The 12,285-nt window shown below is 74.1% G+C and carries 10 protein-coding genes; 2 read left to right on the top strand and 8 right to left on the bottom strand.

Going from position 1 to position 12,285, the window contains the following annotated elements:
- Positions 1 to 20 precede the first annotated feature (20 nt).
- From ACSHV8_RS11450 to ACSHV8_RS11435, 4 genes are all read right to left on the bottom strand, one after another.
- Positions 21 to 614, bottom strand: a complete 594-nt coding sequence (locus tag ACSHV8_RS11450; protein ID WP_436532140.1) for a TetR/AcrR family transcriptional regulator — start codon at positions 612 to 614, stop codon at positions 21 to 23.
- A 10-nt stretch (positions 615 to 624) separates the two neighbouring features.
- Entirely contained in the window at positions 625 to 1,485 is an 861-nt protein-coding gene (locus tag ACSHV8_RS11445) for an SDR family NAD(P)-dependent oxidoreductase (protein ID WP_436532138.1), read from the bottom strand.
- A 70-nt stretch (positions 1,486 to 1,555) separates the two neighbouring features.
- On the bottom strand, positions 1,556 to 2,161 hold the full coding sequence (locus ACSHV8_RS11440) for an SDR family oxidoreductase (RefSeq protein WP_436532136.1): 606 nt from the start codon (positions 2,159 to 2,161) through the stop codon (positions 1,556 to 1,558).
- A 4-nt stretch (positions 2,162 to 2,165) separates the two neighbouring features.
- Positions 2,166 to 3,350 carry an MFS transporter gene (locus tag ACSHV8_RS11435; RefSeq protein ID WP_436532134.1) on the bottom strand — a complete coding sequence of 395 codons (1,185 nt, stop codon included), beginning with the start codon at positions 3,348 to 3,350 and terminating at the stop codon, positions 2,166 to 2,168.
- 47 nt (positions 3,351 to 3,397) lie between these two features.
- Here ACSHV8_RS11435 and ACSHV8_RS11430 point away from each other — a divergent pair, with 47 nt between their 5' ends.
- Both ACSHV8_RS11430 and ACSHV8_RS11425 read left to right on the top strand, forming a co-directional pair.
- Positions 3,398 to 4,807, top strand: coding sequence for a PLP-dependent aminotransferase family protein (locus ACSHV8_RS11430; protein ID WP_436532132.1), 1,410 nt, complete (start codon positions 3,398 to 3,400; stop codon positions 4,805 to 4,807).
- An 81-nt stretch (positions 4,808 to 4,888) separates the two neighbouring features.
- Positions 4,889 to 5,620, top strand: a complete 732-nt coding sequence (locus tag ACSHV8_RS11425) for an AfsR/SARP family transcriptional regulator (protein ID WP_436532130.1) — start codon at positions 4,889 to 4,891, stop codon at positions 5,618 to 5,620.
- Here the strand turns inward: ACSHV8_RS11425 and ACSHV8_RS11420 are convergent.
- The 4 genes from ACSHV8_RS11420 to ACSHV8_RS11405 all read right to left on the bottom strand — a co-directional run bounded on the left by ACSHV8_RS11420 (position 5,604) and on the right by ACSHV8_RS11405 (position 12,247).
- Positions 5,604 to 6,998: a hypothetical protein gene (locus ACSHV8_RS11420; protein ID WP_436532129.1), complete on the bottom strand. Its 1,395-nt coding sequence runs from the start codon at positions 6,996 to 6,998 to the stop codon at positions 5,604 to 5,606. The genes ACSHV8_RS11425 and ACSHV8_RS11420 overlap by 17 nt on opposite strands.
- A gap of 77 nt (positions 6,999 to 7,075) precedes the next feature.
- Complete coding sequence (locus ACSHV8_RS11415; protein WP_436532127.1) at positions 7,076 to 8,317, bottom strand: hypothetical protein; 1,242 nt, start codon at positions 8,315 to 8,317, stop codon at positions 7,076 to 7,078.
- The gene (locus ACSHV8_RS11410) at positions 8,314 to 10,341 is read right to left on the bottom strand and encodes an ATP-binding protein (RefSeq protein WP_436532125.1); all 2,028 of its coding nucleotides are present in this window, start codon (positions 10,339 to 10,341) and stop codon (positions 8,314 to 8,316) included. Before ACSHV8_RS11410 ends, ACSHV8_RS11415 begins: the two co-directional genes overlap by 4 nt.
- Positions 10,334 to 12,247, bottom strand: a complete 1,914-nt coding sequence (locus ACSHV8_RS11405) for a hypothetical protein (RefSeq protein ID WP_436532123.1) — start codon at positions 12,245 to 12,247, stop codon at positions 10,334 to 10,336. Before ACSHV8_RS11405 ends, ACSHV8_RS11410 begins: the two co-directional genes overlap by 8 nt.
- Positions 12,248 to 12,285 lie beyond the last annotated feature (38 nt).

Raw genomic sequence — 12,285 nt, 5'->3', positions numbered from 1 at the left:
GGCCCGCTTCGGGAAGCTCCCTATGAATTGACGATCAGCGCGGCCCGGACCAGGTCCTGGGCCGCGGCGACGGTGCCGGCGAGAGCGTCCGGGTCCCGGCCGACGCGTTCGGCGCCCGCGCGCATCAGACCGGCGAGCAGCTCCACCGTCAGCTGCACGTCGCCGACGTCGCGGAACTCGCCCCGCCCGATGCCGTCGCGCACGACGCTCTCCACCGCCACGACGATCGCGGTGAACGGGTTGTCCGGCCCCTTCGGCACCTCGGCGACCGCCGAACCCGGCTGGAACATCAGGCGCATGCCCTCGGCGGTCAGCACCGCCTCGACGATCTCCCGGATCCGTTGCGCCGCCGGCTCCCCGGCCCGCCCGGCGATCGCCGTGACCCGCTCGACGGTCGGGCCGGCGGCCCGCTCGGTCAGCGCGAGGACCAGCGCGCCCTTGTCCCGCGCGTAGTTGTAGAGGGTGTTGCGGGCCAGGCCGGCCCGAGCCGCGATGTGCCCCATGGTGATCGCGTCGTAGGAGCGTTCGAGCAGCAGGCCCCGCATCGCCTCGGCCAGGTCGGCCCACACCATCTCGTGGTGCTGCTCGATGCTGGCTCCCCGGATCCGCGGCATCCGGTCATCCTCACACGGCGGCCGGCGCCGGCCGGTGGCGGCGCAGGTTGGCGGCGCTGATGCGGTCCAGCATCCGGTCGGGCAGGAACCGGGCCAGGCGCAGGAGCACGGCGGCGTCGCGGCCGATCGGATAGCGGGCCCGGGGACGGCGAACGGTCACGGCCCGGGCGACCGCACGGGCGGCGGCGTCGGCGGTCAGGCCCGACGCGGTGCCGGTGTCCATGAGCGTATTGATCGCCCGTACGAGGGAACCGTAACGCTGTTTCTGATCCGGCGTCATGCGCGTGGCCAGGTCGGTGGCGGTGGCGATGCCCCGGCCGGCGATCTCGGTACGCACGCCGCCGGGCTCGATCACCACCACGTCGACGCCGAGCGGCGCGACCTCGCGGCGCAGCGAGTCACTCACCGCTTCCAGGGCGAACTTGGCGCCGGCGTACGCACCGTACGTCGGCATGGCGATCCGTCCCCCGATGGAGCTGATGTTGATCACCCGGCCCCGGCTGCGCAGCAGCGCCGGGAGCAGCGCCTGGGTGACGGCGATGTGGCCGAACAGGTTCACCTCGAACACCCGCCGCCACTCCCCCATCGGCAGGGTCTCGACCGGCGCGTTGACCTGGATGCCGGCGTTGTTGACGACCGCGCGCAGCGGGCGCGGATCGGCGGCGACCCGCGCGGCCAGTGCCTCGATCTGCTCGGGAACGGTGATGTCGAGGATGATCGGCTCGACCCCGGCGGCCCGGATCGCGTCGGCGTCGCGCTCGCGCCGCACTCCGGCCAGGACGTGGAAGCCCTGGCGGGACAGCTCGCGGGCGGTGGCCGCGCCCAGTCCGGTGGAGGCTCCGGTCACGACGATCAGCTGGTTCTCGGTCAATGCCCCACCCCTTTTTGGCGACAACCTGTCGTAAAAAGTTTACGACAGGTTGTCGCCAAAAACAGCGGGGTCAGTCGGTGATGACGACGACGCCGGAAGGGGCGGTCAAGGCCTCGACCGTGAGTTCGGCCGCCCGGTCGATGTGCACGCGCGGCTCGGCCGGCACCGCCAGCTCGTGATACGTGCCGGGGCCGTAGAACTGGCCGTAGCTGAGGACCACGCCGTTCTCGGCCAGGATCGCGCGCTCCAGCTCGGCCACCGCGTCGGCCCCCGGGCCGGGAGCCAGCGGCCAGGCCACGGTCTGGGCCAGAATCCTCGGCGAACCGGCCCTCCGGGCGGCGTCGATCAGGTTCTGGTTGCCCTCGGTGCGGATCCGGGCGTTGCGCTCGGCGCTCGCGGGCAGCTCGGCCGCGTCGTCCGGCAGGTCGGTCAGCTCGTTCAGGATCAGGCTCGGCGCGAAACCGGCGACCGCCCGGAACAGCGCGTCACGGTCGTAGACGTCAACGACGACCGGCTCGGCCCCGAGGTCACGCAGCAGCGGGACGTGACCGGCCGAACGGGTCATGCCGGCCACGACGTAACCGGCCTTGACCAGCAGCGGGACGAGCCGCCGGCCGAGCACACCGGACGCTCCGGCCAGGAACACGCGATTGCCGGCGGCAGAGATCGAGGACATGTGACTACCTTTCCACGGTGATGGGGTGGCCCCGGCGCTGTCGCGCGACGAGACCGGTGAGCGAGAGAAGCACGACGACCGCGCTGTAGCAGCCGACGGCCGGCACCACACCGACCACGCCGGTGAGGGCGCCGGCGGCGACCACGGGCACGCCCAGGCCGAGATACGCGACCACGTAGATCGCGGCGACGACCCCGGCCCGGCGCTCGTCCCCGGCGAGCGGCACGACCAGCGCGAGGGCCGCGGTGAAGGCCGCGCCGAACCCGACACCGGCCACCGCCTGGCCCAGGAACATCAAGGACAGGCTTCCGGCGTACGCCCCGGCGGCGATGCCGAGCGCACCGGCGATCGCCGCGCGGATCCCGGTGGTCATCGCGGTTCGCGGGCGCACACCGGCCAGGGCCAGACCGGCGGCGACCGAGACGGCCGGCGCGATGAAACCGGCCACACCGTCGAGCAGGCCGCTGTCGCGGTGGAACACGGTCTGGACCATGCTCGGCGCCAGCCCGCCGGAGAGCCCGGCCAGCATCCAGACCGCGCCGACGACCGGGGCGGCCGCGCGGAACTCGGCGCGGGCCGCGGGCGGGATCGTCAGGTCCGGGATCATCGAGCGCAGCGCGCCCGGCCGCCGCCCGGCGGTCTCCGGCAACGCCAGAACCACCGCGCCGCCGACCACGGTGAGGACGCTGAGCAGCACGAACACGATCGTGTCGGCTCGCGGGGTGACCTGGATCCCCAGGCCGGCGAGCAGGGAGCCGGCGGCCAGGCCACCGGTCAGCCCGACGCTGCCGAGGACCGGGCCGAGCCGTCTGCGGTGCGCCGGGGCCAGCTCGACCAGCACCGCGGTGAACGCCGCGGTCGCCGTCCCGCCCGCCAGGCCCTGAACGACCCGGCCCGCGACGATCCAGCCGGCGCTGTCGCCGTACAGGAAGATCAGATTGGACGTCAGCTGCAGGAGCAGGCCGCCGAGCAGCACGGGTCGCCGGCCCACGTGGTCGGAGAGCGACCCGAGGGTGAGCGCCGCGGCCAGGAACCCGAGGGCGTAGACCGCGAACGCGACGGTCAGCAGCACCGGCGGGAAGTCGCGTCGATGCTGGTAGAGGACGAGCAGCGGGGTGAGGGCGCCCGCCGCGAGGTACAGGCCGGTGAACGCCATGGTCGCGCCCGCCAGCAGCAGTTTCGTTCGCACACCCATGACGCTAAGTGGCGAATGGCCTGCGAGTAGAGTCCATTTCCGTGGCCAAGGAGCAGACCACTTCGGTGGGCGTGGACCTGCATCTCGAACTGGCCGGGACCCGCCTGCGGGCCGGGCTGTCGGCCGCGTTGCGCGAGGCCGTGCGGTCCGGGCGGCTCGCGCCGGGCACCCGGCTGCCCGCGTCGCGGGCGCTCGCGGCCGACCTCGGGGTCTCCCGGAGCACGGTCACGGAGTGCTACGCCGAACTGGTCGCCGAGGGGTGGCTCACCGCCCGGCAGGGGTCGGGGACGCGGGTGGCCCGGCGGGCCGCTCCCCGGCGGGTGACGGCGGTGGGCGAGGCCGCTCGGCCGCGGCACGGGCTGGCCCTGGGGGCCGCCGACTTCGCCGACTTTCCGCGTACCGCCTGGTTGGCGGCGGCCCGCCGGGCCCTGAGCACGGCCCCGCACGGGGCGTTCGGCTACGGCGATCCGCTCGGGCTGATGGAGTTGCGGGTCGCGCTGGCCGAGTATCTCGCCCGGGTCCGCGGGGTCACGGCCGAGCCCGGCAGCATCGTCGTCTGCTCCGGCTTCCATCACGGGCTGGCCCTGGTCGCGTCCGTGCTGCGGGGCGCGGTGGCCGTGGAGTCGTACGGCCTGGACCTCTACCGCACGCTGCTCGCCGAGGCCGGGCTGGACACTCCGGTGCTGACCGTGGACGAGGAGGGCGCCCGGGTCGACGAGCTGACCGCGTCGGCCGGGGCGGTGCTGCTCACGCCCGCTCATCAGTTCCCGACCGGGGTGGCGCTGTCGGCCGGGCGGCGGGCCGCCGTGCTCGACTGGGCGCGGGCGACCGGCGGGCTGATCCTGGAGGACGACTACGACGGCGAGTTCCGCTACGACCGCAAGCCGGTGGCCGCGCTGCAGGGGCTGGACCCGGACCGGGTGGTCTACTTCGGGACGGCCAGCAAGTCCCTGGCGCCGGCCCTGCGGCTGTCGTGGATCGTGGCGCCCGGTCACCTGCTGCCGGCGCTCGCGGCGGCCAAGGGGCGGGTGGAGACGGTGAGCGTGCTGGAGCAGTTGACGCTGGCCGAGTTCATCACGTCGGGGGCGTTCGACCGGCACGTGCGAGCGCGCCGGCAGAGCTACCGGCGCCGCCGCGACCAGCTGATCGCCGCCGTGGGCGGGGCCGCCCCGGACGTCCGGGTGACCGGGATGGCGGCCGGGTTGCAGGCGGTGCTGCGGCTGCCGCCGGGGACCGAGGGGGCCGTGCTGCGGGCCGCCGCCGCCCGGGGTCTGCTGATCAACGGGCTCAGCCGGTTCCGGGCCGGCCCGCCGATCACCGAGGACGCCCTGGTCGTCAACTTCGGCGCCCTGTCCGACAGCGCCTGGGACGGGGCTCTGCGGGCCCTGTGCGCGGCGCTCGGCGTCACCGCGGCGTCAACGCCTCCCCCACTTCCTGTGACGAATCGTTGACGCACAGCCTCCTAGCGTCCGTCCCGGGCATGGGGTGACACCGGCGCGGAGGGCAGAGCGGTGCGTGACTGGGTACGAACGATGCTGGGCGAACGACTCGACGCTGCCACCATGGTGGTGCACCTGCTGGGTGGCCCGTACGTGTCGATCGGCGCGCGACGGGTCGACGTCCCGGAGGGCAGCAAGCGGCTGCTGGCGTTCGTCGCGCTCAACGACGGGCGGGTGTCGCGGCGGCACGCGGCCGGGACACTGTGGCCGGACGTCGCCGACCTGCGGGCGGCCGGGAACCTGCGGTCGTCGCTGTGGCGGCTGAACCGGCACTGCGCCGAACTGGTCGACGCCGACAAGGCGACGCTGACCCTGCGCGAGGGCGTGCTGGTCGACGCCGACCTGGTCAGCGCGTGGGCCGATCGCCTGGAGGCCGGGGTCGCGACCGGGCCCGACCTGGCCGTGCACCCGTCCGGGACGGCCGCGCTCGATCTGCTGCCGGGCTGGTACGACGACTGGGTGCTGGGCGAACGGGACCGCCTGCGGCAGCGGCTGCTGCACGCCCTCGAAGTGATGAGCGCACGGCTGGCCGAGGTCAGCCCCGGCGAGGCGGTCAGCGCGGCCCTGGTCGCGGTGACCGCCGAGCCGCTGCGCGAGAGCGCGCAGCGGGCGCTGATCGAGGCCCACATCGCCCACGGGAACTGGGGTGAGGCGGTCCACCAGTTCACCGCGTACCGGCGGCTGCTCGCCGCCGAGCTGGGCGTGGAACCGCATCCGACCCTGACCCGACTGCTGCTCCCGGTGCTGGTCAGGGCTGTTCGGTGATGATCCGGATGGCCGGGCGGGCCAGCCCGGCGATCGCCACCCCGGGCAGCCGGTCGGCGGTCGCGGCGACCCCGCCGAACCCGGACAGGACCCGCGCCGCCCGCTGCCCGGCGACCGGCAACTCCTCGTCGGTGGCGGCGACCACCAGCAGGGTCATGCGGTTGGCGCCGTCGATCCGCGCGGCCACCGTCCGATACGCGTCGAGCCCGGGGACGGTCGTCCCGCGCAGCGTGGTGACCAGCTGATCGGCCGGGCCGGCGTGCACCTTCGCGTCGGCGATCGCGTCGGCGTAGTCGACCGGTTTGGTCTGCACCGCGAACAGGTCCAACTCGTACCGCACCGGTGCCGGCTCGGGCACGACGACCTCGGGCCGGGCGAACGCCACCCACGGCGTCGCCGACGTCACCGCACCGCCCGCCGACCAGGTGCCGGGCACCAGGACGTCCACCGTGACCGGCCCGGTCAGCGGGATCCGGTCCCGGCGCCGGGCACCCTGCACCCGGGCCCGCGCGGTCGCCTCGTCGCACGCGAACACCCGGATGCCGGTCCCCCCGCCGAAGATCTCCCGCAGGTCGGCCGGGCGGCGATCACCGGCCGGCATCGGCAGGAACCCGGCCGGCGGAAGCTCGACAAAACCGAGCCCGGCCAGCGGCGACGCGACCGGCCCGGCCCCGAGCTGCGCCTGGAACTGCCGCAGCCCGGCCTCGGCGGTCGCCGCCGCCGGCAACCCGAGCGCCAGCTGCCCGGCCCGCTCGGGCAGCGCCTGCCCGCGATCCCGCCGCGCCGCCCACACATCGACAACCCAACCCCCAACCCAGAAAACAATTGCCAGAGGTACGGCGGTAGCAGCGCCCGGAGCAGCCGCCGGACGCCCGTCCGGCAGGCCCGGGCCCGGCCGCTCGGCGGCGAACCGGGCCGCCGCCAGGGCCGACCGCACCTTCGCGGCCGGCACCCCGGGCGGCACGGCCACCGGGCTGACCCGCAGGCCGAGGCGTTCGATCGTCGTCGAGCTGCGCCGGCCGCCGTCCGTGGCGCCGGGCACCCGGCTGTAGGTGAGCTCGTCCGGCTCGCCCTCGACCTCGTCGGCGACCGCTTCGAGGAGCCACGCGGCGACGCCGTTGGCCGGGGCGGCGGGCAGCGGGATGCGGACGTCCCGGGTGGAGGCGAGCAGACGGCCCTCCCCGGTGACGGCGAGACCGGGCGCGGCGACCAGGTCGGTGCCGTCGACGGTGACGTCGAGTCCGTGGACCGTGCCGCTGCCGCCGGCGATCGCGCTGTCGGCCGACAGGGCCCGGACGTAGTCCTGCAGCAGGTCGAGGTGGCGGGCCCGGAAGAACAGCCCGTCGAAGGGGTGCAGGCGCACGATCGTGTCAGTCATTGGTCGTTCCCCTCGTCTCGGTCGCGCTTCGGGCCGGCCATCCTTGGTTCGGGCCGGTCACTCCTGGTTCGGGCCGGTCACTCCTGGTTCGGGCCGGGCATCTGCCAGACCGCGTCGCGGCCGTCGTCGCCGGTGGCCGCCGGGCCGTTGTCGAGGCCGGCCAGGGGTGATCCGTCGGCGCCGAGCACGGGCGTGTCGCCGGTGCCACGGACGCGGCAGCGGACCAGGTCGTGACGGGGCGGCCGGCTGAGACGTACGGCAATGATGTGATCGTGAAAGGTCGCGTCAGCGACCTCCTCGACGACCCAGTGCCCCTCGGCCGACACCGAGGTCACCGCCACCGCGTCCGCGGTCACCGAGGCGGGCCGGAGCGCGGCCGTGACCTCGGCGGTGATCGTCTGCGGGTCGGCCCACCCGGCCGAGGAACGGATCACCTGCGGACCGCCGGCATCGGGCGGACGGTCGGCGAACCCGGGACCCAGGCCGCAGAGCAGGTCCTGCAGCAGGCCGGTCGGGAGCAGACTGCGGCGGACGCTCAGGTCGGGGCGGCCGAGCAGTGGGGTGCCGCCGGTACCGGGCGTCACCAGCACCCGGGCCAGGAGCAGCCCGGTCTCGGCGGTGGCCGGGAACGCGTCGGTGTCGGTCCAGTCGTCCGGCGGGCCGAGCGCGGCGACCGCCCGATCGGTGAAGTCACGGAACGCGGCCAGCAACGCCCGCGGGCGCTCCCCCGGCGGCAGTTTCGCGATGCGGCGGGACTCGCCGGCCGCCTCGGCGTCCTCGATGTTCGCGGGCCGGGGCCGGGCCAGGCCGAGCAGAACACGCAGACGCCGGAACGGATCGCCGTCGGCACTCCGCGCGCTCTCGGCCAGATCGACGGTGACCGTCTCGGCGTAGCGCGACGCGGCGGCGGCCGGATCGAGCGGGTCGAGCAGGGCGCCACCGGGATGCGGCACCGGATCGGTGAAGTCGTGACCGGCGGTGGCAACCACGTCCAGACGCAGCTTCGCATTCGACTTCAACCGGCGATGGCGGGCGCTCAGCCAGTCGGCCAGGTCGATGCACTGGGCGGTGCGAAGCGGCAGCTCACGGCCCATCGCGTCGATCGCCAGACCCGGCCGGACGGTGACCTGGTGCTGGTCGGTGGTCACGGCGTAGCCGCGGATCACGCCCGGGCCGTGCAGCCAGGCCTGGTGGAGCAGATGCTTGCCGCGGGGATGCCCGAGGATCGAACGGAAATCATCAACCCCGAGCAGCATTCCGTACGTGATCCGGGGCAGGCTGAACGGCGTGGACGGCAAGGTTTCGGTGGACTGGGTCATCGATGGGTCCCTCTCGCCGGGTCGCCCGGGTAGGGGCGGACGGCCTTGGTGTACTCCCTCTGCATGGCGGTGATCAGGTGGCGCATGCCGATCGCCGCGCTCCCCGGCTCTTCGGTGGCCTCGTTGTTCGCCGCCGCCTGAAATGCGGCTGCGATGGCGGCGTTGCGGATCCAGGCGCCCGGAACCGGATACGTCGCGGCCAGCGCTTCCAGGTCGACGTCGGCGGCCAGCGGGGCGGTCGCCGGCAGGTGCAGCCGCCACAGCCGGTGACGCCGGGCGGCGTCCGGCAGACCGAACTCGATCACGTGGTCCATCCGGCGGATGAAAGCGGCGTCGATGTTCTGCCGCACGTTGGTGGCCAGCACGACCAGGCCGCCGAACCGGTCCAGGCGTTGCAGCAGATAGGCGGTCTCCAGGTTGGCGTAACGGTCGTGCGCGTCGGCGACCTCGGTGCGCGCACCGAACAGGGCGTCCGCCTCGTCGAGCAGCAGCACCGCCCGGGTCCGCTCGGCCACGTCGAAGACCGCCCCGAGATTCTTCTCGGTCTCGCCGATCCACTTCGAGACCACGGCCGACACGTCGACGACGATCAGATCGGTCTCGGCCTCGGCCGCGATCACCTCGGCGGCCAGGGACTTCCCGGTGCCGGGCGGGCCGGTGAACAGCAGCCGCACACCGCGGTCGGCCCCGGCACCGGCGCGGAAACCCCAGTCCTCGATCACCGTCGCCTGCAGCCGCAACCGGTCGACGGCCGCGCTCAGCTGGTCGGCGGCGTCATCCGGCAGCACCAGCCGCGACCGGTCCCGGGCCGGTGTGCTCAATCGGACACCGGGCGGGAGTTCGGCGCCGGCCCGGGTGCGGATGGCGGCCGAAACGCCGGAGATCGGGGCGCCGCAGCGCCGGGCGGCCCGGACGTCGGCGGCCACCTCGGCGATCACCGCGGGGTCCAGGGGGTGGCGGGCCGCCAGGTCGGCGGCGGGATCCCGCAGAATGGGCGAGGCAGCGCGTTCCCACAGTTCAGGCGCCACCTTCGGGGCGGTTGCGGAATCCCGCAGGTTGGGCCGGGCTTCGGGTTCGTGCAGGTCGGGTAGGGCGGCACGCCAGGCGCGGCGGCGGTCGCCGACCGAGGCCGGGCCGGACGGGACCGCGAGGACCGGCGCCGGGCCGACCGGGCGGATCGCGTGGCCCGCGGTCACGACCAGGATCGGACCGGGGACCGCGAGGTCGCCGCCGGCGCTGAGCACCAGGACGGGCCGGGCCGCGCGGGCGGCGGCGTGCAGGGCGATCAGCGCGGCGCCGGACCCGTCGGTCGCGGCGACCCGTCCGGCCACGGTCGGGCCGTCGACGAGAGCGGACGCGCGGCTCAGGCCGATGCGTTCGTCGTCGCACGGAATCAGCACGCGCAACGGTTCGCCTCCGGAAAGGGCCAGGCGAATTCCGCGTACGGACGGAAGCTCCCGCCAATCCCGCAGCGCCACGACCTCGGGGATCAGGCGCGGAATGTGCGAGGGCCAGGCGTCCACGCCGTGGACCACGTCCCACACCGCCGGAGCCAGCCGCAACGAACGTTCGAACAGGGGGCCGTCCCCGCTCACCTGCAGCAGACCGCTCGTGACAGCGGCGCCGGCGGCCAGTTCGTGCCGGATCGCCGCCCGGTCGCGGGCCCTCGGGTAGACCAGCTGAGCGGCCAGACCGGCGGTGGGCCAGGGCTCGCCGGACGGGTGCAGCGCCCGGAAGATCGCCGCCATCCCCTCGTGCTCGTCGGCCAGACCGGCCAGCAGCACCAGGCCCTGCTCGGTACCGCTGAGCCCGAGCCGGCCGGCCAGGCGATCCAGTGCCACGGCGTCCACCGGCGGGATACCCGGCGCGGTGAGCGTCGTGGCGAACGTCGACAGAAATCCGTCCTGGACAAAATCGGCCAGACCCCGGACCAGCGGCGCGAGCCGGTCCCCGAGCGGCAGGCCTCGCCGGCCGTCAGTTACCCGGTGGCCGTTGCGGCTCGACAGCACGACCGGATCAGCCATCGTCGCCCCCGCGGTAGACGAATCGGATGACCGTCCGCAGCCAGGGAACCCAACCCGGGTCGAGATCCAGGCCGGCCCGGCGAACATCCAGGCGGACGCTGTCGAGCGGCAGCCGGATCTCGATCCAGCCGGGATCGGCGACGATCACAGCCGGGCGGCGGGCCAACTCGCCAACCACCCGGGCAGCGTCACCGTCAGCGGGCAGGAGGGCGGCGGTCTTCATGATCCAGCGGTCGGCGATGCGCTGAAGGGCGCGGCGCTCTCTGGCGGTCGCCTTCTCGCCGATTTCACTCGGCGGCTGATCATGTGGGGTGAGGCCGCAGAGGGCCAGGGCGGCCGGATCGTCCGGCGACAGTGGGGCCAGGCGGGTGGCCAGCTCGTGCACGATCCATCGAATGCTGCGGCCGGTGAGCGTAGGCCGGAAAGCGGCGTCCGGGAGGCCGGCCTCGGACGCGGTGTTGAGCAGGAACAGCAGGCCACCCCAGGCGGTAGGGACGCCGACGCGGCCATCCGGGGCTCCCCCGACATCGACGGCCGGTGCCGTCGGCCTCGCTGGTCTTGGCTGACCGTTTTCGGTCGAGGGCCCGACCTTTCTCGCCGCGGCCGGCGCTCGGTCCGAACTGCGCGCAGCCTGCGTCCGGTCCGAGCCGCGCCGAGGCTGTGCCAGGCCCGAGCGACGCTCAGACTGCGCCTGGTCTGAGCCGCGCGCAGGGTGCGCCTGGTCTGAGCCGCGATCGAGGGCTGTCGCCGATTCGGACACAGCGCCGCCGGAGGGCCATGACAAGCCGTCGGCAGAAGCTTCCGCAACTCGCGGCCCCGATATTTCCTCTATTTCGGATATGCCGCTCCCGGGCAATTCGGCCGGCGATGGCTTCAGTCGCCAAGCGTCGTCGCCACCCCCTGTAGGCGCGGCCGTGGTGGCCGCAACTGGACCTTCCCCGCGGCTCGGCGGTTCTTCCAGCGGCCCCGACGATTTCGACGACTCTGGACGTTCCTCTGCACGGCTCGATGATTCCGCCAGCTGCTCCAGGACGAACGCGATCGCGCCCACAACTTCGGCGTGGTCGGCGCGGCGCAGAATCACGGGATCGGCCTCGACCGCGATGATCCGGGCCCACGCCGCGGCGGTCGCCGGGTCCGGCCGGACTCCCGACTTCGCTACAGCGGCGGCAAACCGCGACCGGCGAAGGAGATCTGTAGCAGGCCCAGCCTTGGCGGACCGGTCCGAGCCGGCGCGATCGGGCCGAGCCGTTGCGGGCGACCCGCTGTCACCCGTGGAGGTTGCGGTCACAGTGCGGGAAAGATTCGCCGTTCCTCCGTCGTCACCGTGGCCAAAGGCCGACGGCGTACCGGTCGCCACGTCGGCGACCGCGGCCCATCCGGCCGGTCCCAGCGCCCGATGCAGCGCCGCCACCCCCGCCGCCTCGACCGCCGTCACCAGCGCCCCGAGCGCGTCATCGCCGATGACCGCCAGCGCACCGGCTATCGCCGCGGCGGGTGAGTTCGCGCCGGGCCGGAGCACTCCGAGCTGCCGCCAGGCCCAGGCCCGATCCCATCGCCCGGTCGCCACTGAGCTGATCAGATCGGTCGCGGCGCCCCGGACGGACTCGTAGCGCAGGACGTTCTCGCCCGTCCCCACGAGCATCTGTCGCAGCGCGAAGGCGAGCACCGACGCCCATTCCTCGGCGACGCGCTCCGCACTGTGTTCCAGGTTCAGCCGCGCCGGGACGTCGAGCCGCCGCACGCACCACTCGCCGTCCGGCAGGCCGAGAGCCGCGAGGGCCGAGTCCAGTCCGGTCCCGGCGACCCGGCGGAGCGCGGCGTCCATCCGCACCCGGTCGGTTCCGGCCGGAAGGGTCACGCTGAGCAGCCCGATCCGAACGTCGGCACCCACCGCCCGGCTCACCACGAGCCACCACCGAAAAGCCACAGAACGCCGGCGCC

Origin of the sequence: Actinoplanes sp. HUAS TT8 (assembly GCF_051380535.1) — a bacterium.
Classification (GTDB): domain Bacteria; phylum Actinomycetota; class Actinomycetes; order Mycobacteriales; family Micromonosporaceae; genus Actinoplanes.
This window is presented reverse-complemented; position numbering and strand designations above follow the sequence as displayed.

Coding starts and splice junctions, on each gene's coding strand:
- ACSHV8_RS11450 (WP_436532140.1), bottom strand. CDS start 614: ATGCCGCGGATCCGGGGAGCCAGCATCGAGCAGCACCACGAGATGGTG.
- ACSHV8_RS11440 (WP_436532136.1), bottom strand. CDS start 2,161: ATGTCCTCGATCTCTGCCGCCGGCAATCGCGTGTTCCTGGCCGGAGCG.
- ACSHV8_RS11425 (WP_436532130.1), top strand. CDS start 4,889: ATGCTGGGCGAACGACTCGACGCTGCCACCATGGTGGTGCACCTGCTG.
- ACSHV8_RS11420 (WP_436532129.1), bottom strand. CDS start 6,998: ATGACTGACACGATCGTGCGCCTGCACCCCTTCGACGGGCTGTTCTTC.
- ACSHV8_RS11415 (WP_436532127.1), bottom strand. CDS start 8,317: ATGACCCAGTCCACCGAAACCTTGCCGTCCACGCCGTTCAGCCTGCCC.
- ACSHV8_RS11410 (WP_436532125.1), bottom strand. CDS start 10,341: ATGGCTGATCCGGTCGTGCTGTCGAGCCGCAACGGCCACCGGGTAACT.